Genomic DNA, 23,470 nt, shown 5'->3' with positions numbered 1-23,470 from the left:
TGTGGGAGAGTAGGACGCCGCCGAACAAATCTTGGGAAAACCCCGCACCTATGGTGCGGGGTTTTCTGCATTTCAGGGGCATGTTCCCACCCCCTCCTTACTGCCGCGTGAACCGTGCAGGTATGGTCAGGGGGCATAGTTGGCTCGTTTCCCGCAGGAGGCCCCCGGGTGGAGGTCCAGGAGACCCGTGTCCAGACGGACCGGGTCCTCACCATCCCGAACATCCTCAGCATGGCGCGGCTCGTCGGCGTGCCCGTGTTCCTGTGGCTCATCCTCAGGCCGGAGTTCGGCGGCCCGAAGAGCGACGGCTGGGCGCTGCTCGTGCTCGTGCTGAGCGGCGTCAGCGACTACCTGGACGGAAAGCTCGCCAGGCGCTGGAACCAGATCAGCAGCCTCGGCCGGCTGCTCGATCCCGCTGCTGACCGGCTCTACATCGCCTCGACGCTCGTCGGGCTCACCTGGCGCGAGATCCTGCCCCTGTGGCTGACCGCGGTACTCGTGGCGCGCGAGCTGGTTCTGCTGGTGATGGTGGGCATCCTCAGGCGCCACGGCTATCCGCCGCCTCAGGTGATCTTCCTCGGGAAGGCAGCCACGTTCAACCTGATGTATGCGTTCCCGCTTCTGCTTCTCAGTGACGGAAGCGGATGGATCGCGTCACTGGCTGCTATTTTCGGATGGGCGTTCGCGGGGTGGGGTACAACCCTCTACTGGTGGGCAGGAGTCCTCTACGTGGTCCAGGTCCGCCGCCTTGTCAGGGCGGACGCCAAGGCTGATGAGCCCGCCGATTGGCGGCCGTAGCGGCTCGATGGCCCGCTCGGGGAAACTGCGGGACAATCAGACGGGTGAAGTCGGCTGGACCGTCGTCTCTTAGAGGAGGACGCTTCCGACATGAAGGCCGTCGTGATGGCCGGAGGCGAAGGCACGCGCCTTCGCCCGATGACCTCGAGCATGCCCAAGCCGCTCCTGCCGGTGGTCAATCGGCCGATTATGGAGCATGTGCTGCGGCTGCTCAAAAGGCATGGGCTCAACGAGACCGTCGTGACCGTGCAGTTTCTGGCTTCGCTGGTCAAGAACTACTTCGGGGACGGCGAGGAGCTCGGTATGGAGCTCACGTATGCCAACGAGGAGAAGCCACTCGGTACCGCAGGGAGCGTCAAGAACGCAGAGGAAGCACTGAAGGACGATGCATTCCTCGTCATCTCCGGTGATGCCCTGACCGATTTCGATCTCACCGATCTGGTCAATTTCCACAAGGAAAAGGGTGCTCTGGTCACCGTCTGTCTGACGCGTGTGCCCAATCCTTTGGAATTCGGCATCACCATCGTCGACGAAGAAGGAAAGGTCGAGCGCTTCCTGGAGAAGCCGACCTGGGGCCAGGTCTTCTCGGACACGGTCAACACCGGCATCTATGTCATGGAGCCCGAGGTCTTCGACTACGTCGAGCCCGATGTGCCCGTCGACTGGTCCGGCGACGTCTTCCCGCAGCTCATGAAGGAAGGCAAGCCGATCTACGGCTATATCGCCGAGGGCTACTGGGAGGACGTCGGCACCCACGAGAGCTATGTGAAGGCCCAGGCCGATGTCCTGGAGGGCAAGGTCGACGTAGAGATCGACGGCTTTGAGATCTCGCCGGGAGTCTGGGTGGCGGAGGGTGCCGAGGTGCACCCCGACGCCGTGCTGCGCGGCCCTCTCTACATCGGCGACTACGCCAAGGTCGAGGCCGGTGCCGAACTGCGTGAGCACACGGTCGTCGGCTCGAACGTCGTCGTGAAGAGCGGGGCGTTCATGCACCGCGCCGTCGTCCACGACAACGTCTACATCGGCCAGCACAGCAATCTGCGTGGCTGTGTCGTCGGGAAGAACACCGACATCATGCGTGCGGCCCGGATCGAGGACGGCGCGGTCATCGGCGACGAGTGCCTCATCGGTGAGGAATCGATTGTCCAGGGCAATGTGCGCGTCTACCCGTTCAAGACGATCGAGGCCGGCGCCTTCGTCAACACCTCGGTCATCTGGGAGTCCAGGAGCCAGGCGCACCTCTTCGGCGCCCGCGGGGTGTCCGGCATTCTCAATGTGGAGATCACCCCGGAGTTGGCCGTACGACTGGCCGGCGCGTACGCCACCACGTTGAAGAAGGGTTCGACGGTCACCACGGCCCGCGACCACTCCCGTGGTGCACGAGCGCTGAAGCGCGCCGTCATCTCGGCGCTCCAGGCCAGCGCGATCGACGTACGGGATCTGGAGAACGTGCCGCTGCCCGTCGCCCGGCAGCAGACCGCTCGCGGCAGTGCCGGCGGAATCATGATCCGAACCTCGCCGGGTGTGCCGGACTCCGTCGACATCATGTTCTTCGACAGCCAGGGCGCCGATCTGTCGCAGGCCGGTCAGCGGAAGCTGGACCGGGTGTTCGCGCGGCAGGAGTACCGGCGTGCGTTCCCCGGCGAGATCGGGGACCTCTACTTCCCGTCCAGCGTCTTCGATTCGTACACCGGATCGCTGCTGCGCAGTGTCGACACCTCCGGGATAGCCGAGTCGGACCTCAAGGTGGTCGTGGACGCCTCGAACGGCAGTGCCGGGCTTGTGCTGCCGAGCCTGCTCGGCAAGCTCGGTGTGGACTCGCTGACGATCAACCCCGGTCTGGACGAGTCCCGGCCCACGGAGACCGCCGACGCTCGTCGGTCCGGGCTTGTGCGGCTGGGTGAGATCGTCGCCTCGTCCCGGGCCGCGTTCGGCGTGCGGTTCGACCCGGTCGGCGAGCGGATCTCCCTCGTCGACGAAAAGGGGCGGATCGTCGAGGACGACAGGGCGCTGCTCGTGATGCTCGACCTGGTGGCCGCGGAGCGTCGCAGCGGGAAGGTGGCCCTTCCCGTGACGACGACGCGGATCGCCGAGCAGGTGGCGGCGTACCACGGAACGCAGGTCGAATGGACCACGACCTCCCCGGACGACCTCACGCGCGTGGGCCGGGAGGAGTCGACGATCTTCGGCGGTGACGGGCGCGGCGGTTTCATCGTGCCGGAGTTCAGCAGCGTCTTCGACGGGACGGCCGCCTTCGTGCGGCTGATCGGGCTGGTGGCACGGACCCAGCTCACGCTGAGCCAGATCGATGCGCGGATTCCACGGGCACACGTCCTCAAGCGCGATCTCGCGACCCCGTGGGCCGTCAAGGGTCTGGTCATGCGCCGGGTCGTGGAGGCGGCCGGAGAACGGTCCGTGGACACGACAGACGGGGTACGGGTCGTGGAGACGGACGGGCGCTGGGTACTGGTGCTCCCCGACCCTGCAGAGGCGGTCACCCATCTGTGGGCCGAGGGTCCCGACGACGCCTCCGCGCAGGCCCTGCTCGATGAGTGGTCGGCCGTCGTGGACAGCGCCGGCCGGTAAGAACAGAGGGCACGCGTGCGTGCCGGACAAGTGCCCCCAAGGGTGCCTGTCCGGCATGCCGGTGGGGCCATTCGGAGTATGCGGTCACGACATGCGACGATGTGCTGCATGCCGCAGCCGCCCCCCGTTCGGAGCACATACGGCCGCCCGTCGCGCCCGGATGCTTCCATGTCGTTGCTCACCAACGTCATGGATCACAGCCTCGACGACGGATATGCGCAGGCCGCCGCCCGGAAGAAGGCCGAGGGCTCCGGCGGTATGCCGAAGACGGTCCGGGCCAAGCTCGGTCTCGCGGCGGGACTCGTGCTCGCCGCTCTCGTGGTGACCGTGGGCGCCGCCCAGGCGCGTGTGGCCGCCCCCACGGTCGCCAAGGAGCGCCAGGAGCTCATCGACCGCATCCAGCGCGAGACCGCGGCCGCGGACAAGCTGGAGGGCACCGTCGACGCACTGCGGGACGATGTGAGCGCACGGCAGCGGGCGGCCCTGAAGCAGGACGGCAGCGGCGACGGTGCCGATCTCGTCGGAATCCTGTCGGGGGCCGTCGCCGTACACGGCCCCGGGGTGAAGCTCGTCGTGAACGACGCCAAGGAAGCCACCACCGGCGGCAACGGGAATCCTCGTGAGACCGCGGACTTCTCCGACACCGGACGGGTCCGGGACCGCGATATGCAGCGGGTCGTGAACGGGCTGTGGGAGTCGGGCGCCGAGGCGATCTCGATCAACGGGCAGCGGCTGACGTCCCTGTCGGCGATCAGGGCGGCGGGAGACGCGATACTGGTCGACAACAGGCCGTTGGTGCCGCCGTACACGGTGCTCGCGGTGGGGGACGGTCAACGGCTCAGCACCAGGTTCCAGAACAGCGCCGACGGGTTGTACCTGCATGCGCTGCAGGAGAACTACGGGATCCGGACCGCTATTTCCGTCGAGGGTGACGTCCGGCTGCCCGCCGCACCGAGTGTGATCGTACGTACAGCACAACCGAGCACAGAGAAGGGCACATCGTGATCGCCGTACTGGGCCTGGTCGTCGGAGTCGTGGTCGGTCTGTTGGTCCGGCCGGAGGTTCCGGCGGTCGTCGAGCCTTACCTGCCGATCGCCGTCGTGGCGGCGCTGGACGCCGTGTTCGGCGGCTTGCGGGCCATGCTCGACGGCATCTTCGACGACAAGGTCTTCGTGGTGTCGTTCCTGTCGAACGTGGTGGTGGCGGCGCTGATCGTCTTCCTCGGTGACAAGTTGGGCGTCGGCGCCCAGCTCTCCACCGGTGTGGTCGTCGTCCTCGGCATCCGCATCTTCTCCAACGCCGCGGCGATCCGCCGGCATGTGTTCCGGGCGTGAGGCCGATGAGCGACGAGGAAGCGACGAACAGGCCGTCGCAGGCTCCGGAGCCGTCCCAGGCCCCCGGTGCGCCGCAGGGGGCGGAGGAGTCCCGGACCGCCGAGCACCGGCTGCGCAGGGAGCTGCCGCAGGAGATCCCCGCGGCGGCCGCCGGCTCGGCGGACCCCGAAGACGGCCAGGACCCGGAGAGCTCGCTGACGGGCCGTCAGCGCCTGGCGAAGGGCTTGTGGCCGCTGCGGGTCTCGCGGGCCCAACTCATCGTTGCGGTACTGCTGTTCGGCCTCGGTTTCGGTCTTGCCGTCCAGGTCGCCTCCAACAGCGACGGCAGCAGTGCCCTGCGCGGTGCGCGCCAAGAAGATCTTGTGCGCATCCTGGATGAACTGGATGACCGCACGCAGCGTCTTCAAGACGAGAAGCAGGGTCTCGAAGATCAGCGGTCCGAGCTCGAGAACAGCTCGGACCGGGCCGAGGAGGCCCGCAAGCAGACCGCCGAGAAGGAGAAGCAACTCGGCATCCTTGCGGGCACGGTGGCGGCGCAGGGGCCTGGCATCACGATGACCATCGAGGACACGAAGGGAACGGTCCAGGCGGACATGCTGCTCGACGCGGTCCAGGAGCTGCGCGCGGCCGGTGCGGAGGCGATCGAGGTGAACGGCGTCCGGGTCGTCGCCAGCACGTTCCTGTCGGACTCGGGGAAGAGCGTGAGCGTCGACGGGAACAAGATCACCCAGCCCTATCGTTTCAAGGTCATCGGAAAACCGGAGGATCTCGAGCCGGCGCTCAACATCCCGGGAGGCGTGGTGCAGACTCTCGAGAAGGAGCAGGCAGTGGTCACCGTGGAGCGTTCCACGAAGATCGTCGTAGATGCCTTGCGAGCGGTGAAGCAGCCTGACTACGCTCGGTCGTCATCGCAGTGAACCGGGGGTGCATGGAGCCGGTCCGGCAGGGGCAAGAGGTTGCGGGGGGTCGGCGCACCGAATGGGCGGTGCGTGGTGGAAACTGTCTGGTGGATACGGACGTTGTGAGGATGTCCGGGTCGGCCGATGTACGCAGTCAGGGTTCGTCCTGCCCCACGGGCGGGTCTGTTTCGGTCAAGGGGAATCGCCCGTGAAGTTGTTTGCGAAGTTGTTCGGCAAGAGCGCGCGAGAGGGCAGTGACAACGCGACGGCCCGCCATCGCGCACAGCCGGGAGAAGCGCAGGGGCAGCGTCCGCTGTTCCGGGACCAGGTGGCTGGTCCAGGTGGTGACATTTCCGGAGGTCAGGGCGCGGCGGCTGTTGACCATGGCGCGTCCGGCCCCATAGGTTTCGGGGACATGTCGACTCTGGTGTGTACGAGGTGCGGGCACCGCAACGCGGAGAACAGCCGCTTCTGCTCCAATTGCGGTGCCCCGCTTCGCCCGGGGGCCGTTCCGGAGCGTGCCTCCGAGACGACCTCCACGATCTCCATTTCCGGTCTCGAGGCGTACGACGCGGAGGCCACCGGCCAGACGCCGACCCCGACGCTGTCTCCGGAAGCCCAGGCGGCCGTCGACGCGCTGCCGTTCGGTTCGGCGCTGCTGGTGGTGCGCCGCGGCCCCAACTCGGGCAGCCGTTTCCTTCTGGACAGTGACCTGACCACGGCGGGGCGTCATCCGCAGAGCGACATTTTCCTGGATGATGTGACGGTCTCACGCCGGCATGTGGAGTTCCGCCGGAGCCCTGAGGGCGCGTTCACGGTCGCTGACGTCGGCAGCCTCAACGGCACGTACGTCAACCGTGAGCGCATCGACCAGGTGCCGCTCCACAACGGCGACGAGGTGCAGATCGGCAAGTACAGGCTGGTCTTCTACGCGAGTCAGCGGGGCATCTGACCTGCCAGGGCAGGGTCCCCCGCCAGGGAAGGGTCCATGCTTCACACACCGAGCGGCGGTGCCGACAGCGGTACCGCCGCCACGGACAGCGGGCTGATGAGTATCGGCACCGTGCTGAACGTGTTGCGCGAGGAATTCCCCGAAGTCACGATTTCGAAGATCCGTTTCCTGGAGACCGAGGGGCTGATCGAGCCACAGCGCACCCCCTCGGGATACCGAAAGTTCAGCGCGCACGACGTCGAGCGCCTCGGTCAGGTGCTGAAGATGCAGCGGGACCACTACCTGCCGCTGAAGATCATCCGTGAGCATCTGGACGCCCTGGAACGGGGCGAGGAGGTGCGGCTGCCCTCCCTGGGCCGTTCGCGTGACACGGGTGAGGGCGAGCTGCTCGGGGACGTCCTGGGCGAGCCCGAGGCCTCCGCGGCGATGCGCATCGGCCGGGGCGAGCTGCTGAAGGTCACGGGGATCAGCGCGGAGCAGCTCGAGGAATGGGAGTCGTACGGCCTCGTGGCGCCGTTCCCCGACGGGATGTACGACGCCGAGACGGTCACGGTGGCCACTCTGGTGGCCGAACTGGGCAGGCATGGCATCGAGCCCCGGCATCTGCGGGTCATGAAGGCCGCCGCGGACCGCGACGCAGGCTTGGTGGACCAGGTGGTGGCCCCGCTGCGGCGCCATCGCAACCCCCAGACCAGGGCACATGCCGAGGCACGCACCAAGGAGCTGGCGGGGCTGGCGGTGCGGTTGCACGCGGCGCTGGTGCAGTCCGCTCTGGGCCTGCGGCTGCCCTGAGCGGGGGTGTTCGCCGTCGGCAGATAGGTGGGCCGTTCTGTGCCCGACTACCCAAACGTCCCGGGCACGGCCTAGGGTTGCTGTGTGAACGAGCTCGATGTCGTAGGTGTCCGGGTCGAGATGCCCTCCAACCAGCCGATCGTGCTCCTGCGCGAAGTGGGAGGCGACCGTTACCTGCCCATCTGGATCGGCCCCGGGGAGGCGACGGCCATCGCGTTCGCCCAGCAGGGCATGGCTCCCGCACGACCGCTGACCCACGACCTGTTCAAGGACGTGCTGGAGGCCGTCGGCCAGGAGCTCACGGAAGTGCGCATCACGGATCTGCGTGAGGGCGTCTTCTACGCGGAGCTGGTCTTCGCCAGCGGTGTCGAGGTGAGTGCCCGCCCATCCGATGCCATAGCGCTGGCACTGCGCACCGGGACGCCGATCTACGGCAGCGACGGTGTGCTCGACGACGCGGGCATCGCGATCCCGGACGAGCAGGAGGACGAGGTCGAGAAGTTCCGGGAGTTCCTCGACCAGATCTCTCCCGAGGACTTCGGGACGAGCAGCCAGTGACGGTGCCGGCGGAGCGTCGGCCGGCCGTGCGTGCCGATCGACGGCCGGGCTGCGATGTGTGCCCCGGGGCGGACGGGAGCAGTGAACCGGCGCAGTGCGCGCGGGCCCGCGGCGTGGATGCGCCGGAGCGTTAGAGCGGATCGCACGAGTGCTCGGACGAACCGCGGAGCCTCCAGGACAGACCGGCATCCGGTTGTGGCACGCACAGCGAGACGAGACGCCGTCCTTGTCATGCCGAGCCTTGTGACTGCGCAGCGTGAAGCGCGCTGAGCCTTGGTATCAGGGAGGCGTGAGTGCGTCCGGCCTTCAAAGCGTCAAGTGGGGAGCGAGCCGAGGCGGCGCGCCCGGGAAGTAGCACATGCCTGCGGCCAGTGCCACTTGTGAGGCCCACCCGCTAGAGCATTCGGCTAGCCTTTCCCCGCGGAAGGGCACGGAAAACCACTCCTAGGGTGATTATCACTCGGCGTGCCGAGTGTGGCGATCGTTGACGCACCCCTGGTGACTGCCTACCGTCGAGAAGGCAGGTCAAGGACGGAGGTCGGCGTGAGAATCAGCGGCGGCGGTACGGCGGGGGGTGCCCCCGGACACAGTCTGGGGGACAGCGGCCCGTACCCTTCCTCAAGCTCTCGGCTCCGTCCGAGCAGGGGGTACCCCCATCCCAGCAGCACGACCGACCCTCCCTCTCCCCGGCCCACGGCCGTTCCGGACGACGGAGGGGTGGCTTCCGAGCAGATCGGCTATCGCGGTCCCACGGCGTGTGCTGCCGCGGGCATCACCTACCGCCAGCTGGACTACTGGGCCAGGACGGGCCTGGTCGAACCGAGCGTGCGCCCGGCATACGGATCGGGCACACAGCGGCTCTACAGCTTCCGGGACGTCGTCGTCCTGAAGATCGTCAAGCGGTTCCTCGACACCGGCGTCGGCCTGCAGAACATCCGTACCGCCGTCCAGCACCTGCGGGAGCGCGGTTTCCGCGACCTGGAGCGGATGACGCTGATGAGCGACGGCGCCACCGTCTACGAATGCACCTCACCGGACGAGGTCCACGCTCTGCTCCAGGGCGGTCAGGGCATCTTCGGCATCGCCGTCGGCGTGGTGTGGCGGGACGTGGAGAGCGCGCTGTCGCAACTGCACGGGGAGCGGGTCGACACGGGGGAGACCCTCGTCGGGCACAACCCCGCCGACGAGCTGGCAAAGCGGCGCAACCGGGCCGTCTGAGCCGCGCCGGCTCATCGCTGCCGAGATGTCAGTGGCGTAGGGCAGCATCGGACATGTGAGAGCCGTGCCCACGATCCTGCATCTCGACATGGATGCCTTCTACGCCTCGGCGGAGCAGGCATCCAAGCCGAGCCTGCGAGGCAAGGCCGTCGTCGTGGGCGGACTGGGGCCGCGCGGAGTGGTGGCCACTGCCTCGTACGAGGCCCGGGCCTTCGGGGTGCACTCGGCGATGCCCATGGCCCAGGCACGCCGGCTCGCGCCGAACGCCGCGTATCTGATCCCGCGCTTCACGTTCTACCGGGAGATCAGCGAGCAGGTGATGGGGCTGCTGAGAGCCTTGTCGCCGCTGGTGGAGCCGTTGAGCCTGGACGAGGCGTTCGTGGACCTGGAGGCCGGGGGAACGGCCTGGGACGAGGAATCCGCGCGGCTCGCCGGAATGAAGCTGCGCACCGACATCCGGGCCGTCACCGGGCTCACGGGTTCCGTCGGGCTCGCCGCCTCCAAGATGCTCGCCAAGATCGCTTCCGAGCAGGCCAAGCCGGACGGCCTCGTGCTCATACGGCCGGGTACCGAGCGCGCGCTGCTCGGACCGATGTCGGTGCGCACGCTGCCGGGCGTCGGGCCCGCCACCGGGGACCATCTGCGGCGGGCCGGGATCACTACGGTCGACGAGATCGCCGAGGCGGGGGAGGACGAGCTCGTGCGACTGCTGGGCAAGGCCCATGGGCAGGCGCTGTACGCCATGGCGCTCGCGCAGGACGAGCGGCCGGTGGTGGCCGAGCGGGAGGCCAAGTCGGTGTCGGTCGAGGACACCTATGACGTGGACATCCACGACCGGATCCGGGTCGCCCTGGAGGTGCAGCGGCTCGCCGACCGGTGTGTGCACCGGCTGCGGGGCGCCGGTCTGTCGGGCCGCACGATCGTGCTGAAGGTGCGGCGGTACGACTTCTCCACCCTGACCCGTTCCGAGACCCTGCGCGGGCCCACCGACGATCCATCGGTGGTGCGGGAGGCCGCCGCGAGGCTGCTGGAGGCCGTGGACACGACCGGCGGCGTACGGCTGCTCGGCGTCGGCGTCACCGGACTGGCCGACTACACGCAGGAGGACCTGTTCGCCCAGGCTCACCTGGCGGCGGCCGAGGCGGGCGGGGACGATCGCGCGCAGGCGGAGGAAGCGGTACCGGAACCCGCCGAGCAGGAGCCGCCGGCGCCCTCGGAGCACGTCTGGCGAGCAGGTCAGGACGTGCGCCACCCCGAGTACGGGCACGGGTGGGTGCAGGGCAGCGGTCTCGGCCGGGTGACCGTACGGTTCGAGACGCCTGACTCGCAGCCGGGGCGGGTCCGTACGTTCCGGAGCGACGACCCGGGCCTCGAGCCGGCGGATCCTCTGCCTCTGGTAGCCCGAAGCCCGGAAGTCGCGGATCCCGATCCTGGGACGGCGCCGTCCGGGGCGGAAGCGTGACGGGGCCCCTGCAGACCCGGGCCGTCATGGCCGCCCGCCGGGGCGAGTGAGGTCCGCCAGGGGCACCGCGCTCCAGGATGGCCGGCGCGGGTTGGTCCGGACGGGCGGTCTCAGGTCTCCTCGGTCCCCGCGAGATGCCCGAAGTCGCGGTCGTGCGCGGGCGGCGGTGAGGCCACGTCCAGACCGTAGTGGTGGTAGAGCTGCAGCTCCTGCTCGGGGGAGAGATGGCGCCCGACGCCGAAGTCAGGGGCGTCCTTGATCAGGGAGCGCTCGAAAGGCACGTAGAGGGCCCCTTCGACCAGCTCGCTGGGCTCCAGGGGGACGAACGCGTCCCTGCCGAACAGGCCCGTCCGTATGGCCGCCCACTCCGGTACTCCGGTCGCGTCGTCGAGATAGATCTCGTCGATCGTGCCGATCTTGTTCCCATTGCGGTCGAACGCCTTGCGGCCGATCAGATTCCGCGGATCGATATCGGTCTTCACGGTCCCTCCAACTGGTCGCAACGCATCCGTAAGCACTACAAAAGAGCACAATGAGCCAGGCGGCCACTCGAGGGTTGTCTTGTTGTTCCCGCTGGTAGTCTGGCAAGCGGCTGCTGACCCCGTGCGGGAGAGTCCTCCGGAGTGAACCGGAGGCGCCGAAGGAGCAAACCCTCCCCGGAATCTCTCAGGCACACGTACCGCACGGACGAGGTCACTCTGGAAAGCAGGGCGGGTGTCGACGGCTTCCGCTCTCACCGACGGTGAAAATCGGAGCGCCCTCGGGCGGACCGGTGAAGCTCTCAGGTTTGAGATGACAGAGGGGGAGGCCGTCGGGGTACCCGCGCCGGGGTACCCCTCGAAGGTCGCGTCAGACCAGGAGGCCTCTGCATGACCGCCCACCGCATTCCGCTCTCCGAGCTCGAACGGGGGACGCCCTTCGAGCAGCGCCACATCGGGCCCGACCAGGAGGCGCGAGCCAAGATGCTCGCCCAGGTCGGCTACGGCTCCCTCGACGAGCTCACCGCCACCGCGGTCCCGGATGTGATCAAGAACGCCGACGCACTGGACCTGCCGGGCGCCCGCACCGAGCCGGAGGTGCTGGCCGAGCTGCGCTCCCTCGCCGACCGCAACCAGGTCCTCGACTCCATGATCGGTCTGGGCTACTACGGGACCTTCACTCCGCCGGTGATCCTGCGGAACGTGATGGAGAACCCGGCCTGGTACACCGCGTACACGCCGTACCAGCCCGAGATCTCCCAGGGCAGGCTCGAGGCCCTGCTCAACTTCCAGACCATGGTCGCCGACCTCACCGGCCTGCCGACCTCCGGTGCCTCGCTGCTCGACGAGGGGACCGCCGCCGCCGAGGCGATGGCGCTGTCCCGGCGTATGGGCAAGAACAAGAAGGGCCTGTTCCTGGTTGACGCGGACGCGCTGCCGCAGACCATCGCGGTGATCCAGACCCGCGCGGAGCCCACGGGCGTCGAGGTCGTCGTCGCCGACCTCAGCGACGGCATCCCGGCCGAGGTGGCCGAGCGGGAGATCAACGGCGTACTGATCCAGTACCCGGGCGCCTCCGGCGCCGTCCGCGACATCAAGCCGCTCATCGAGCAGGCGCACGAGCTGGGCGCGGTCGTCACCGTCGCCGCCGACCTGCTCGCGCTCACGCTGCTGACCTCGCCCGGTGAGCTGGGCGCCGACATCGCCATCGGGACCACACAGCGCTTCGGCGTGCCGATGGGCTTCGGCGGCCCGCACGCCGGCTACATGGCCGTGCACGAGAAGTTCGCCCGCAGCCTGCCGGGCCGGCTCGTGGGCGTCTCCGTGGACGCGGACGGGCACAAGGCCTACCGGCTCGCCCTGCAGACGCGCGAGCAGCACATCCGCCGCGAGAAGGCGACGAGCAACATCTGCACCGCCCAGGTGCTGCTCGCCGTGATGGCCGGGATGTACGCCGTCTACCACGGCCCCGAGGGTCTGCGGACCATCGCGCGCCGTACCCACCGCTACGCCGAGATACTCGCCGCGGGTCTCACGGCCGGCGGTGTCGAGGTCGTCCACGACGCCTACTTCGACACGCTGACCGTGCGCGTCCCGGGCCGTGCCGACGCGGTGGTCGCCGACGCGCGTGAGCGCGGGGTCAACCTGCGCCTCGTGGACGCCGACCATGTGTCCGTCTCCTGTGACGAGACGACCGGCCGGGCCCAGCTCGGTGCGGTGTGGACCGCCTTCGGCGTCGAGGGCGACATCGAGGCGCTGGACGCCGGCGCCGGGGACGCACTCCCGCAGAGCCTGGTCCGCAGCGACGACTACCTCAAGCACCCGGTCTTCCACCAGCACCGCTCCGAGACCGCGATGCTGCGCTACCTGCGCCGGCTGGCGGACCGGGACTACGCGCTCGACCGCGGCATGATCCCGCTGGGCTCCTGCACCATGAAGCTCAACGCGACCACCGAGATGGAGCCGGTCACCTGGCCCGAGTTCGGTCAGCTGCACCCCTTCGCACCCGCCGAGCAGGCGCAGGGCTACCTGACGCTGATCCGCGAGCTGGAGGAGCGGCTCGCCGAGGTCACCGGCTACGACAAGGTCTCCCTCCAGCCCAACGCCGGCTCCCAGGGCGAGCTGGCGGGTCTGCTCGCGGTCCGCGGCTACCACCGCGCCAACGGTGACGAGCAGCGCACCGTCTGCCTCATCCCCTCCTCGGCGCACGGCACCAACGCCGCCAGCGCGGTCATGGCCGGGATGAAGGTGGTCGTCGTCAAGACCGCCGAGGACGGCGAGATCGACATCGCGGACCTGCGGGCCAAGATCGAGCAGTACCGCGACGAGCTCTCGGTGCTGATGATCACGTACCCGTCCACGCACGGTGTGTTCGAGGAGCACGTCGCGGACATCTGCGCGGCGGTCCACGAGGCCGGCGGCCAGGTGTACGTCGACGGCGCCAACCTCAACGCGCTGGTCGGCCTCGCCAAGCCGGGTCACTTCGGCGGTGACGTCTCGCACCTCAACCTGCACAAGACGTTCTGTATCCCGCACGGCGGCGGCGGTCCCGGCGTGGGCCCCGTCGGCGTCCGCGCGCACCTGGCGCCGTACCTGCCGAACCACCCGCTGCAGCCCGCGGCGGGCCCCGAGACGGGTGTCGGCCCGATCTCCGCCGCCCCCTGGGGCTCCGCCGGCATCCTGCCCATCTCCTGGGCGTACGTCCGGCTCATGGGCGGCGAGGGCCTCAAGCAGGCCACGCAGGTGGCCGTGCTGTCCGCCAACTACATCGCCAAGCGCCTCGAGCCCCACTACCCGGTGCTGTACACCGGTCCGGGCGGCCTGGTCGCCCACGAGTGCATCATCGACCTGCGCCCGCTGACCAAGGCGACCGGAGTGAGCGTCGACGACGTCGCCAAGCGGCTGATCGACTACGGCTTCCACGCGCCGACGATGTCGTTCCCGGTGGCCGGCACGCTGATGATCGAGCCGACCGAGTCGGAGGACCTCGCCGAGATCGACCGGTTCTGCGACGCGATGATCGCCATCCGCGCCGAGATCGAGAAGGTCGGCTCGGGCGAGTGGCCGGCCGAGGACAACCCGCTGCGGAACGCTCCGCACACCGCCGCTGCGCTCGGCGGGCAGTGGGAGCACGCCTACGCGCGCGAGGAGGCCGTCTTCCCGGCCGGTGTCTCGGCTGCGGACAAGTACTGGCCGCCGGTACGCCGCATCGACCAGGCCTTCGGTGACCGCAACCTGGTCTGTTCCTGCCCGCCGCTGGACGCTTACGAGGAGTAATCACCCTCCGACATGCGTCGGGGCCGGTTCGGAGCGTTCGTCTCCGGGCCGGCCCCCTTGTATGCGGGGCAACGGCTGCCCCTTGTGCGCCTGCCTCAGGCGGCGGTCATCACCTGGTCGGTGCCCATCGGGCGGTGCGGGGCGATGATCTGACCGTCGGGCAGAAGCTCACCGGTGTCCTCGAACAGCAGAACGCCGTTGCACAGCAGGCTCCATCCCTGCTCCGGGTGGTGCGCCACGAGACGGGCGGACTCCCGGTCGGCGGATTCGGCGGTCGGGCACGGTGGCTGGTGCTGGCACATGGTGGATGGGATCTTTCGCTCTGTCGTGATCTGTGGGTTGGCTGTCGTGTCTGTCCTGCGGCTCGTCGAGTCGTTCATGGCCGCTCCCCCGTCGTGAAGCATCGGTCTGGACCCAGTGTTGCCCTACGGACGTCAATCCGCAGGGATTTCGCAGCACCGCTCCTCACAGGTTCATGACGCGTCACCCGCGCGGACGGTTCAGTCCAACTCGAGGGTCACTTCAGGTGGTTCGCGATGGTCGGAAGGGGCTAGTCAAGGGCGCCCGACCAGCGCGCTGTCCCTCGTACGAGCGTTGTGGAGCACCAATGAGCAACGGCCGTCCGGGCGTGTCGGCGACCCGGACACACGACGTGCCCCGCGGCCTTCTGCGGCAGCGGGGCACGAACGGGCGGGGCTAGGCCGGCGTCGGCGAGCCGAGCAGCGGGCCCCGGGTGATCCGGAGGTTCAGCACCGGGAGGAGATCGGCGACCCGGTGCGCGCGATGGGCCGCGATGCCGGGCGGGGCCGGCGCGAGCGGCACCAGCAGGTCGGTCGCGGCCGGGTGGCCCGTCGCGCCGTCGGCGGTGCAGTCGCCGTGCAGCCACAGGGTGAGCATGTAGAGCTCGGGCACGGACAGCAGCCGTGCCTGGTAGGGCTGGGTCATCGTCTCCGCCTGGCGCAGGGCCCGTTCGGTGGAGGCGACATAGGGACCCTCGAAGAAGTGGGAGAACGCCCAGCCGTCGGGGGTGAGCATCGTCTCGGCGGCGGCCACGGCACGGTCGCCGGAGCGGATGAGGAATCGCCACCCGGCGAGCCGGGTGGCGGACGCGCCGGCCGGAGTGATCCGGTCCAGCGCATGCACCGGCAGGGGCAGTTCGGGTGTGACGGGTCCCTGGGCGGTGCGCAGGGACGGGGTGACAGCCTCGCGGACCGCGGTGGGGGAACCGAGGGCCGTGAGGACGGAGCGGAGGGCGGGCGCGGGAGCCGGGGGGACGTGCAACTGCATGGTGGGTCGCCTCTCATTCGACAGGCATGGTGGCGCGAGGGCGTGGTGGGGCGGGCGGACGGCGCTGTCAGCTCTCGGGGTCCGAGGGGCGGGGGATGGTGCCCGGACGAATGGCGACGCTTTTGACGACAGACTCAGGACCGCGAGTGCCAACTCTCTACCCCGTGCCGAAAGTTTATATGACGCGCGTTCATGCAGTGTTTCATCTAGTCGTCCCGCGTATGACGAACAAGGAGATATTCGGTCGGCGATAAGCGGGATTCGTCCCGGTGCTGCTCGGGCCCGACAGCCGTGACCTCGGAATACTCGCCCGTAGCGGCAGGCCGATTCTCGTCGGCGTTTTTCACGACGTGGTTGCGCCGTGAAACTGCTCAATGCGCCATGCCCCGTGAATGTGCCGGACGGCATCGGCCATCAGCCTACCGTGCGACCGCCCGAGTGCGGGACGTTATCGATCGCGTTGCCGGGGCATCATCCACCGAGACCCGGGACAGCAGCGGCCGGAACGTCGGCCTACCCATCACAGGAGGGACGCTTCGATGGGAGAGAAGGTCGTGGCGGGGCCGTTCGACCTGTCCGATCGCCAGCGCTACCGCGGCAAGCTCAGGCAGTGTCTGGAGGGACTGGCGCGACTGCTGGAGGAGAAGCGGTTCGACAGGCCGAAGAACCTGATGGGTCTGGAGATCGAACTGAATCTCGTCGGATCCGACGGCATGCCGAAAATGCTGAATGCGCAAGTGCTGGAAAGGATTGCCAGCCGGGATTTCCAAACAGAACTCGCCATGTTCAATCTGGAAGTCAACATAGCTCCACACGCGCTGGGCGGACGTGTATTCGACCGGCTCGCCGAAGAGCTGCGCACCTCGCTCGCCTATGCCGACCGCAAAGCCGGCGAGGTCGATGCCGGAATCGTGATGATCGGCATTCTGCCCACCCTCGACCGTGACGACCTGGTCTCCTCCAATCTCTCGGCTGTCGACCGGTACAGGCTGCTCAACGACCAGATCGTCGCAGCGCGCGGCGAGGACTTCAGGCTGGACATCGACGGGGTGGAGCGGCTGGAGTGCACCTCGCGCTCGATCGCGCCGGAGGCCGCCTGCACATCCGTCCAGCTGCATCTCCAGGTCACCCCGGGGCGCTTCGCGGACGTGTGGAACGCCGCACAGGCCGTCGCGGCGGCGCAGGTCGCCGTCGGCGCCAACTCCCCGTTCCTGTTCGGGCGTGAACTGTGGCGCGAGTCCAGGCCGCCGCTGTTCCTGCAGTCCACCGACACCCGGCCGCCCGAACTGCAGGCGCAGGGCGTGCGACCGCGCACTTGGTTCGGGGAGCGCTGGATCACATCCGCGTACGAACTGTTCGAGGAGAACCTGCGCTACTTCCCGGCGCTGCTGCCGATCTGCGACGACGAGGACCCGTTGCGCGTCATCGACGAGGGCGGCACGCCCAAGCTCGCCGAACTCGTCCTGCTCAACGGCACGGTGTACCGCTGGAACCGGCCTGTGTACGGCATCGCGGACGGCGTCCCGCATCTGCGGGTGGAGAACCGGGTGCTGCCCGCCGGCCCCACCACCGTCGACGTGATCGCGAACGCGGCCTTCTACTACGGCGTCGTCCGTGCCCTCGCGGAGGACCAGCGGCCGGTATGGACCCGGCTGCCGTTCGAGGCCGCGGCGGCCAACTTCGACGCGGCCTGCCGGTACGGCATCGATGCGCGTCTGCAGTGGCCGCGGCGCGGGCGCTACGGGGGGATCACCGAGGTGGACGCCGTGGACCTCGTACGCGACGAACTGCTCCCGCTCGCCGCGGCGGGACTCGACGCGTGGGGTGTCGAGCCGGCCGACCGGGACCTCTACCTCGGAGTGATCGAGGAGCGGTGCCGGCTGAGGGTCAACGGCGCGAGCTGGCAGGCAGCCAGCTTCCACCGGGCCCTGGAACAGGGTCTTGACCGGGACGCCGCGCTCGCCGAGACGACCCGCCGGTACTGCGAACTGATGAACAGCGGCGAGCCGGTGCACACCTGGCCGGTCGGGTTAGCGGAACCGGTGCTGCTGGGCTGACCCGCCGCACACCGGTCACCGGCCGCCGCCCGCACGATCCCGACGAGGTCCCGGGTGGGTCCGCGGGGCGGCCGGTGACCCGCGCTGAGCCCTGGCCGCCCTTGCGATCCACCTGGCGTCCGTACGTCGATCTGCGCGTCGATCCGCGTCCCGTATGTCTGCGTACGGCCCCCATGCCCGTCACGCACGATCTTCGTCACTTCTTTCGAGACCCGGAGGGGGTGAAGATGGGGGTCGGACGGGACTGCTCAGCGGGAGGCGGGAGTGCAGGTGGAGGCAGGATCGGTGGCCGATTCTTCGACGACGGAGCGGCCGACGCGACGGATTCTGCGGGACGAGACGCTGCTGGTTCTGGCGCTCTCGCTCGGCGCGAGCGGCGTATCCGCGCTGATCAGCTTTGTCGGATCGGTCACCAAACCAGGAGGTCTCAAGGATCAGGCCGCCACACTCAACGCCTCGGCGGCACCCGGCCGCCCCTGGCTGGATCTTGCCTGGCAGCTCTTCGGGATCGCGACGGCGCTGGTGCCCGTCGCGCTCGTCGCGCACTTCCTGCTGCGGGAGGGGGCCTCGCTGCGCACGCTGGGCTTCGACCGGACGCGGCGGTGGCCGGACCTCGGGCGCGGAGCGGCGATCGCCGCGGTGATCGGCTCCACGGGCATCGCCTTCTATCTGGCCGCCCGTGGTTTCGGTGCCAACCTCACCGTGGTGCCCGAGGCGCTGCCCGACGTGTGGTGGAAGTACCCGGTGCTCGTCCTGTCCGCGGTGCAGAACGCGGTGCTCGAGGAAGTCATCGTCGTCGGCTATCTGCTGCGGCGACTAGGCCAGCTGGGCTGGACGCCGGGCACGGCCCTGGTGGCCAGCTCGGTGCTGCGCGGCTCCTATCACCTCTACCAGGGCATCGGCGGGTTCTTCGGCAACATGGTGATGGGGGTCGTCTTCGTCTACCTGTACCGGCGCTGGGGCAGGGTCGGCCCGCTGGTGGTGGCCCACTCGCTGCTCGACATCGGGGCGTTCGTCGGGTACGCGCTGCTGGCGGGCAAGGTGGGCTGGCTGCCCACGGCGTGACGGCTACCGCGCAGCGGCCGTGCGGAAGCGTGCGGGCCGGGGCACACGCGGGAATCGTGCACCCCCGGTCCGGGGGTCAGACGAGCAGCTCGCCTTCGATGACGGTGACCGCCCGGCCGACGAGCAGGGTCCGGTCGCCCCGCAGTTCCGTGCGGACCCGGCCGGAGCGGGGCGAGGCCTGCAGCCCGGTGAGGTCGGGGCGGCCCAGACGCTCGGACCAGTAGGGGGCAAGGGCGGTGTGCGCGCTGCCGGTGACCGGGTCTTCGTCGATGCCGACGTTCGGGAAGAAGCAGCGCGAGACGAAGTCGTATCCCCGGGAGGGATCCTCGGCGCGTGCGGTGGCGATGATGCCGCGCGCCGAGTGGCGGCCGAGCGACCTGTGGTCGGGGGTGAGGCCCAGGACCGTCTTCTCGTCGGTGAGTTCGACGAGCAGGTCGCCCACGTTCGGGCCGGTGTCGAAAGCGGTGCGGGGCTCGGCCCCGAGGGCTTCGGCCACGCCCTCGGGGATCTCCATCCGGGTGAGCGGCGCGGTGGGGAAGTCCAGCCCGACGGAACCGTCCGCATGGGGCTCCGCGGTGAGCACGCCGCTGCGGGTGGCGAACCGTACGGGACCCTCGTGGGCGCCCGTGGTGTGCAGCACGTGCGCGGTGGCCAGGGTGGCGTGACCGCACATGGCCACCTCGGTGGCGGGAGTGAACCAGCGCAGCGCCCAGTCGGCCTCGTCGCCCTCGGGCAGGCGGTGGGCGAACGAGGTCTCGGCGTGGTTGACCTCGCGGGCCACGTCCTGGAGCCAGGCGTCGTCCGGGAAGGCGTCGAGGAGGAGGACACCGGCGGGGTTGCCGGCGAAGGGCCGGTCGGTGAAGGCGTCGACGATTCGAATCCGCATGCGCCGACGGTAGAGGGCGACGGGCGGGCCGGGCCAAGGGCCAATTCGGGCTGTCTGGACCACGTCCGCGGCGCCTTCGGCCGACAGAACGACAACAAGGGTGCTGCCCGCCCGCAGCCGCGGACTCCGAGCTGCGCGCCGTGCGCGGAGCACAGCTTCCGTTGACCCGTCTCACCGAAGTTCGACCAGTCTCAACGAGGTTTGACCGTGGCCCCCACCAGCGGGCGGGGTCCGGAGTGCGCAGTGTCAGAACGGTGGTTCGGTGGAGTAGGCGCCGTCCCAGGAGAGTGTGGTGGGTTTGGTCCTCGGCTGCTGGAGGACTCGTACAGCGTCCTCGATGCGGCCGAGGTCGATGAGGCGCTCGGCACGGAGAGACCTGTTGAAGGTCGGGTGCTGTTCGAGGACGGCGGCGGCTTCCTCGGTGCGGCCGGCCTCGGCGAGCAGGTCGGAGAGGGCCCAGGCCGCGTACCAGGTGTCGCCTTCGGGGTGCGCCCGTGCCTGCTCGATCGCTTCATCGAGCAGGCCGCAGTCGGCCATGAGCGGAAGCCGCATCCGGAAGAAGTCCCAGTCCTCCTCGCCGCCGCGGCGAGCCTTGAGGGCGTCGAGGTGGGCCAGGCCGTCCTGGGCCCGGCCGTGGTCGGCGTACAGGGTGCACAGCGTGTGGACGATCCAGTCCTCCGCGCCGCCGGGGCGTTCGGCGAGCACGCGCATCACCTCGATCGCCTCGTCGCCCCGTCCGCGCCGGACCAGCAGCTGGGACAGCGGGACGGCCACATGCCACATGCCGTCCGGCGTGGCACCGAATGTCCGGTAGGCGGCGATCGCGCCTTCCACGTCGCCGCGTTCGTCCAGCACTTCGGCGAGGCGCTCCACGGCGTGCCCGTGGTACTCGGAAGCTGCGTACGCGCGCAGTTCCGCGACCCGATCGTGCCTCGCCAACAGGTCGGCCAGCTGGTCGCGGCCGTTGACGGAGGTGGAGCCGCGGGTGTGCAGCAGGGCGATCGCCTCCTCGATGCGGCCTTGGCGTTCCCGGACGGCGGCGAGCAGGGCGACTGCGTTGAACGGTTCCAACCGGAGGTTGTCGCAGTCGGGGTCGTCGCAAGCGGGGACCGCTGCTTCTACCCGGGCCGCCAACAGGGCCGCCGCCTCCTCGTCCAGGCCCGCTGCTTCGGCGACGTCGACCAGGCATTCGGCGAGGAACCAGTCCTGGATCCCGGCGCGCAGCAGCATGAACGCCTCGCCGCTGCGGCCGTGGCGTGCCAGCAGGCGCGCGAAGAAGACCAGCGCCAGCCGGTCCCCGGCCTCCGCGTACGGGCGGGACAGCGTGATCGCCTCCTCCACCCGGCCGTAGCCCTCCAGCAGCTCTGCCCGGGCCCGGGCCGCCGGCCACCAGTTCATGGCGACGTACGGAGCGAGCACATCCAACGCGCGCTCGCGCTGGCCCCGGTCCCCGAGCAGCCGTGCCCACTCCAACGCGCAGAACCACTCCCCGCGGCCGGCCTGGAACTCCACTTCCCGCTCATGACCGAGTTCGAGAAGCCGCGCCACCAGCAGCGGAGGAATGCAGCCCGTCAACGTCCGGGCCCGGTAGTCAAGATCAGCAGCGTCCACGACAGCGCACCCTAGCCCTCACCACCGACACGGCCCGCACCTGTCACTGGTCAAAGTCCAACCCGTCAAACTCCGCTGAGACTCACCAAACTTCGCTGCGACAGGACATCCGTCTCCTCTTCGGAAGGGGCTTGCCGCGTCCCTCGTTCCGATATATCGTTGAGATATCGCGACAGATCAACGATGGAATGGAGTGTGATCGCGATGCGTACTCATGGACAGGACTTCGGATTCGAACGGCGCGGACACCGCGGCGGACCCGGTCATCACGCTCAGGGCGGCTTCGAGGGCATGCGTGGAGCCTTCGGGCCCTTTGGTCCCGGTGGGCACGGTGGCCCCGGTTTCGGCGGGCCCGGATTCTTCGGCCCGGGCGGCCCCTGGGGTGGACGCGGCAGGGGAGGACCGAGGGGGAGGGCGCGGCGCGGCGACGTACGCGCGTCGATCCTGGCTCTCCTCAAAGACCGGCCCATGCACGGCTACGAGATGATCCAGGAGATCGCCGAGCGCAGCGGCGGGGCGTGGAAGCCCAGCCCGGGCTCGGTCTACCCCACTCTCCAGTTGCTGGAGGACGAGGGGCTGATCGCGAGTGAGAGCGAGGGCGGCAAGAAGCTCTTCTCGCTCACCGAGGAAGGCCGTGCCGCGGCCGACGAGGGTCCCGAGGCCCCTTGGGAAGAGGCCTCGCGCGGCGTGGACTGGGAGGCGCTGCACGAGATCCGGCAGGCCGGTGTCGGCCTGATGGAGGCGTTCAGCCAGGTCTGGAAGACCGGCGACAAGGACCAGCGCGACAAGGCCCTGGCGGTCATCAACGAGGCCCGCAAGAAGCTGTACCTGATCCTCGCCGAGGAAAGCTGACGGCAGGTCGGGAGAGCGCAGGGCGCCCCGTGGAATCAGCTCCGCGGGGCGCCTTCGGGTTCGGGTAGCCCGATCAGGACACCAGCGCGCCCAGTTTGCGGAGCGACTCGTTGAGCGCGGCCGTCGCGGAGTCCTTCAGCTTGCCTGCCATCAGGGAGACCGCCGCGCCCGTGAACTCCCCGTCGATGCGGACCGAGGTCCCCTCGCCGTCCGGTGTCAGCGTGTAGCGCGTGGCGACGTTCACCGCCATCGGGCCCTTGCCTCGGATGGCCAGGACCCGCCCCGGCTCCAGTGCGTCGATGGTCCAGGTGACTTCGGCCGGGAAGCCCATGAGCTTCATGTTCTCCTCGAAGGTCCCTCCCACCTCCAGTTTCTCGGGGCCGCCCTTCGGGAAGCTCGTGTGGGTCGCGTTCCACTCGCCGTATGCCGGCCAGTCCGTGAGCTGGGCCCACACCTTCTCGGTGGGCGCCTCGATGCGCGCTTCCGCGCTGACTTCGGCCATGCGGCCACCCCTTCGTGTCGGGTGCTGCGCCTGGCGCAGCTCCGGTGTCGCGGAACGTAGCCGCAGACCATGGAACATTCAATACTGATGAACCGTCAGAAAAGGTGGAGTTGAAGTGCTGCATTTCCGGGTGCGGAAGTGCGTGGCTGTCCGGGGCGTCCGCGGCGACGTCATCCGCAAGGAGGAGAAAGCGTCCGGTGGTGCACAACCTGCGTCGGACACGGAAATGCTGCCCGCCGGGGATGTCAGGCGCCGATGGGGCTGATGAGGTGGTACACGTGTCACCCTCTCCTTCCCATCGGACGCCCGCGGAACGCGGCTCGCACCTCGGTGTCCGGCTCACCGACGAGCTCGCGGCGGCGGTCTCGGGTGCGCGCAGAAGGGCGCTGCGGGACGGGGACCGGCAGGTCGACACGGCTCATCTTCTGCACACCCTGCTGGAGTCCGACCCCGAGGTGCACGCCGTTCTCGACGGCCTCGAGATCGCACGGCTCCTGGGCTATCTCGTCCAGCGCGCGATCGGCTACGGGCTGCGCTGGCAGGGCACGGTCGAGGACTCCGGCGCGATACCGGTGCTGCATGAGCCCGGGGGCTGGTCACCGGCGGCGGCCAGCGCCCTGGACGCGGCCTACGGGCGCGCGGCGCGACGTGGCGACAGACGCGCGCGGGGGCTCGACCTCCTCGCGGCGATCGTCGCGGACCTCGATTCACGGGCCGTGGAGGTCCTCGGCCGCGCGGGCGTGGACGTGCATACGCTTCCGGCGCGGATAGAGGCGGCCGGCGCGGTGCGCGAGTACGCGGGGGAAGTGGAGGCCGGCCGCCAGGCGCAGGTGCGGTGGGACACGGGGGGATGAGC

General features: G+C 69.2%; 21 protein-coding genes and 1 riboswitch. Of the genes, 15 read left to right on the top strand and 6 right to left on the bottom strand.

The window, feature by feature from the left end; all coding sequences use genetic code 11:
- Nucleotides 1-168 precede the first annotated feature (168 nt).
- The 10 genes from ABZ904_RS30080 (at nt 169) to ABZ904_RS30035 (ending at nt 10,599) form a co-directional block, all read left to right on the top strand.
- The gene (locus ABZ904_RS30080; protein ID WP_361826739.1) at nt 169-798 is read left to right on the top strand and encodes a CDP-alcohol phosphatidyltransferase family protein; all 630 of its coding nucleotides are present in this window, start codon (nt 169-171) and stop codon (nt 796-798) included.
- A 90-nt stretch (nt 799-888) separates the two neighbouring features.
- Nucleotides 889-3,384, top strand: coding sequence for a mannose-1-phosphate guanyltransferase (locus ABZ904_RS30075; RefSeq protein WP_361000341.1), 2,496 nt, complete (start codon nt 889-891; stop codon nt 3,382-3,384).
- A gap of 99 nt (nt 3,385-3,483) precedes the next feature.
- Nucleotides 3,484-4,389 carry a DUF881 domain-containing protein gene (locus ABZ904_RS30070; protein ID WP_359398403.1) on the top strand — a complete coding sequence of 302 codons (906 nt, stop codon included), beginning with the start codon at nt 3,484-3,486 and terminating at the stop codon, nt 4,387-4,389.
- Nucleotides 4,386-4,718 (top strand): small basic family protein, encoded by a 333-nt coding sequence (locus ABZ904_RS30065; RefSeq protein ID WP_019708255.1) that lies wholly within the window; start codon nt 4,386-4,388, stop codon nt 4,716-4,718. Before ABZ904_RS30070 ends, ABZ904_RS30065 begins: the two co-directional genes overlap by 4 nt.
- Before the next feature lie 5 nt (nt 4,719-4,723).
- Entirely contained in the window at nt 4,724-5,635 is a 912-nt protein-coding gene (locus ABZ904_RS30060; protein WP_359398255.1) for a DUF881 domain-containing protein, read from the top strand.
- 61 nt (nt 5,636-5,696) lie between these two features.
- Nucleotides 5,697-6,569 carry an FHA domain-containing protein gene (locus ABZ904_RS30055; protein ID WP_359398257.1) on the top strand — a complete coding sequence of 291 codons (873 nt, stop codon included), beginning with the start codon at nt 5,697-5,699 and terminating at the stop codon, nt 6,567-6,569.
- 36 nt (nt 6,570-6,605) lie between these two features.
- Complete coding sequence (locus ABZ904_RS30050) at nt 6,606-7,361, top strand: MerR family transcriptional regulator (RefSeq protein WP_359398259.1); 756 nt, start codon at nt 6,606-6,608, stop codon at nt 7,359-7,361.
- Nucleotides 7,362-7,445: 84 nt separating this feature from the next.
- The gene (locus tag ABZ904_RS30045; protein WP_004002801.1) at nt 7,446-7,919 is read left to right on the top strand and encodes a bifunctional nuclease family protein; all 474 of its coding nucleotides are present in this window, start codon (nt 7,446-7,448) and stop codon (nt 7,917-7,919) included.
- 543 nt (nt 7,920-8,462) lie between these two features.
- Nucleotides 8,463-9,137, top strand: a complete 675-nt coding sequence (locus tag ABZ904_RS30040) for a MerR family transcriptional regulator (protein WP_361826734.1) — start codon at nt 8,463-8,465, stop codon at nt 9,135-9,137.
- 55 nt (nt 9,138-9,192) lie between these two features.
- A complete protein-coding gene (locus tag ABZ904_RS30035; protein WP_361826731.1) occupies nt 9,193-10,599 on the top strand; it encodes a DNA polymerase IV in 1,407 nt (468 codons plus the stop codon).
- 110 nt (nt 10,600-10,709) lie between these two features.
- Here the strand turns inward: ABZ904_RS30035 and ABZ904_RS30030 are convergent, their stop codons facing one another.
- Complete coding sequence (locus ABZ904_RS30030) at nt 10,710-11,081, bottom strand: PRC-barrel domain-containing protein (protein ID WP_359398265.1); 372 nt, start codon at nt 11,079-11,081, stop codon at nt 10,710-10,712.
- Nucleotides 11,082-11,195: 114 nt separating this feature from the next.
- Nucleotides 11,196-11,291: riboswitch (glycine riboswitch) on the top strand.
- A gap of 177 nt (nt 11,292-11,468) precedes the next feature.
- Between ABZ904_RS30030 and gcvP the strand changes: the two genes are divergently transcribed.
- Nucleotides 11,469-14,354 carry an aminomethyl-transferring glycine dehydrogenase gene (gcvP, locus tag ABZ904_RS30025; RefSeq protein WP_361826727.1) on the top strand — a complete coding sequence of 962 codons (2,886 nt, stop codon included), beginning with the start codon at nt 11,469-11,471 and terminating at the stop codon, nt 14,352-14,354.
- Nucleotides 14,355-14,449: 95 nt separating this feature from the next.
- Here gcvP and ABZ904_RS30020 read toward each other — a convergent pair whose 3' ends face one another.
- Together ABZ904_RS30020 and ABZ904_RS30015 are read right to left on the bottom strand one after the other, a co-directional pair.
- Nucleotides 14,450-14,656: a DUF5999 family protein gene (locus ABZ904_RS30020; RefSeq protein WP_351231908.1), complete on the bottom strand. Its 207-nt coding sequence runs from the start codon at nt 14,654-14,656 to the stop codon at nt 14,450-14,452.
- Between the two features lie 394 nt (nt 14,657-15,050).
- Entirely contained in the window at nt 15,051-15,641 is a 591-nt protein-coding gene (locus tag ABZ904_RS30015; RefSeq protein ID WP_361000357.1) for a hypothetical protein, read from the bottom strand.
- 539 nt (nt 15,642-16,180) lie between these two features.
- On the opposite strand from ABZ904_RS30015, the gene ABZ904_RS30010 reads away from it, so the two are divergent.
- Both ABZ904_RS30010 and ABZ904_RS30005 read left to right on the top strand, forming a co-directional pair.
- Nucleotides 16,181-17,698, top strand: a complete 1,518-nt coding sequence (locus tag ABZ904_RS30010) for a glutamate--cysteine ligase (RefSeq protein WP_359398272.1) — start codon at nt 16,181-16,183, stop codon at nt 17,696-17,698.
- Between the two features lie 264 nt (nt 17,699-17,962).
- On the top strand, nt 17,963-18,763 hold the full coding sequence (locus ABZ904_RS30005; RefSeq protein ID WP_359398274.1) for a type II CAAX endopeptidase family protein: 801 nt from the start codon (nt 17,963-17,965) through the stop codon (nt 18,761-18,763).
- Nucleotides 18,764-18,839: 76 nt separating this feature from the next.
- On the opposite strand, the gene ABZ904_RS30000 is transcribed toward ABZ904_RS30005, so the two are convergent.
- Nucleotides 18,840-19,649: a PhzF family phenazine biosynthesis protein gene (locus ABZ904_RS30000; protein ID WP_359398276.1), complete on the bottom strand. Its 810-nt coding sequence runs from the start codon at nt 19,647-19,649 to the stop codon at nt 18,840-18,842.
- 246 nt (nt 19,650-19,895) lie between these two features.
- Nucleotides 19,896-21,260, bottom strand: a complete 1,365-nt coding sequence (locus tag ABZ904_RS29995; RefSeq protein WP_361826722.1) for a hypothetical protein — start codon at nt 21,258-21,260, stop codon at nt 19,896-19,898.
- A 204-nt stretch (nt 21,261-21,464) separates the two neighbouring features.
- On the opposite strand from ABZ904_RS29995, the gene ABZ904_RS29990 reads away from it, so the two are divergent.
- On the top strand, nt 21,465-22,112 hold the full coding sequence (locus tag ABZ904_RS29990; RefSeq protein WP_359398280.1) for a PadR family transcriptional regulator: 648 nt from the start codon (nt 21,465-21,467) through the stop codon (nt 22,110-22,112).
- A 73-nt stretch (nt 22,113-22,185) separates the two neighbouring features.
- Here ABZ904_RS29990 and ABZ904_RS29985 read toward each other — a convergent pair whose 3' ends face one another.
- Nucleotides 22,186-22,614, bottom strand: a complete 429-nt coding sequence (locus ABZ904_RS29985; protein WP_359398282.1) for an SRPBCC family protein — start codon at nt 22,612-22,614, stop codon at nt 22,186-22,188.
- 278 nt (nt 22,615-22,892) lie between these two features.
- Here ABZ904_RS29985 and ABZ904_RS29980 point away from each other — a divergent pair, with 278 nt between their 5' ends.
- The gene (locus ABZ904_RS29980) at nt 22,893-23,468 is read left to right on the top strand and encodes a Clp protease N-terminal domain-containing protein (protein ID WP_361826718.1); all 576 of its coding nucleotides are present in this window, start codon (nt 22,893-22,895) and stop codon (nt 23,466-23,468) included.
- Nucleotides 23,469-23,470: the final 2 nt, after the last annotated feature.

Source organism: Streptomyces sp. NPDC046900 (assembly GCF_040644975.1).
Taxonomy (GTDB): domain Bacteria; phylum Actinomycetota; class Actinomycetes; order Streptomycetales; family Streptomycetaceae; genus Streptomyces.
Note: the sequence above shows the minus strand (reverse complement) of the source record. Positions and strands in the feature narration are given on the sequence as shown.

What these genes read in the sequence shown, in the direction of transcription:
- ABZ904_RS30075 (WP_361000341.1), top strand. Translation starts at nt 889, where the DNA reads ATGAAGGCCGTCGTGATGGCCGGAGGCGAAGGCACGCGCCTTCGCCCG.
- ABZ904_RS30070 (WP_359398403.1), top strand. Translation starts at nt 3,484, where the DNA reads ATGTGCTGCATGCCGCAGCCGCCCCCCGTTCGGAGCACATACGGCCGC.
- ABZ904_RS30060 (WP_359398255.1), top strand. Translation starts at nt 4,724, where the DNA reads ATGAGCGACGAGGAAGCGACGAACAGGCCGTCGCAGGCTCCGGAGCCG.
- ABZ904_RS30055 (WP_359398257.1), top strand. Translation starts at nt 5,697, where the DNA reads ATGGGCGGTGCGTGGTGGAAACTGTCTGGTGGATACGGACGTTGTGAG.
- ABZ904_RS30050 (WP_359398259.1), top strand. Translation starts at nt 6,606, where the DNA reads ATGCTTCACACACCGAGCGGCGGTGCCGACAGCGGTACCGCCGCCACG.
- gcvP (WP_361826727.1), top strand. Translation starts at nt 11,469, where the DNA reads ATGACCGCCCACCGCATTCCGCTCTCCGAGCTCGAACGGGGGACGCCC.
- ABZ904_RS30020 (WP_351231908.1), bottom strand. Translation starts at nt 14,656, where the DNA reads ATGTGCCAGCACCAGCCACCGTGCCCGACCGCCGAATCCGCCGACCGG.
- ABZ904_RS30015 (WP_361000357.1), bottom strand. Translation starts at nt 15,641, where the DNA reads ATGCAGTTGCACGTCCCCCCGGCTCCCGCGCCCGCCCTCCGCTCCGTC.
- ABZ904_RS30010 (WP_359398272.1), top strand. Translation starts at nt 16,181, where the DNA reads ATGGGAGAGAAGGTCGTGGCGGGGCCGTTCGACCTGTCCGATCGCCAG.
- ABZ904_RS30000 (WP_359398276.1), bottom strand. Translation starts at nt 19,649, where the DNA reads ATGCGGATTCGAATCGTCGACGCCTTCACCGACCGGCCCTTCGCCGGC.
- ABZ904_RS29990 (WP_359398280.1), top strand. Translation starts at nt 21,465, where the DNA reads ATGCGTACTCATGGACAGGACTTCGGATTCGAACGGCGCGGACACCGC.
- ABZ904_RS29985 (WP_359398282.1), bottom strand. Translation starts at nt 22,614, where the DNA reads ATGGCCGAAGTCAGCGCGGAAGCGCGCATCGAGGCGCCCACCGAGAAG.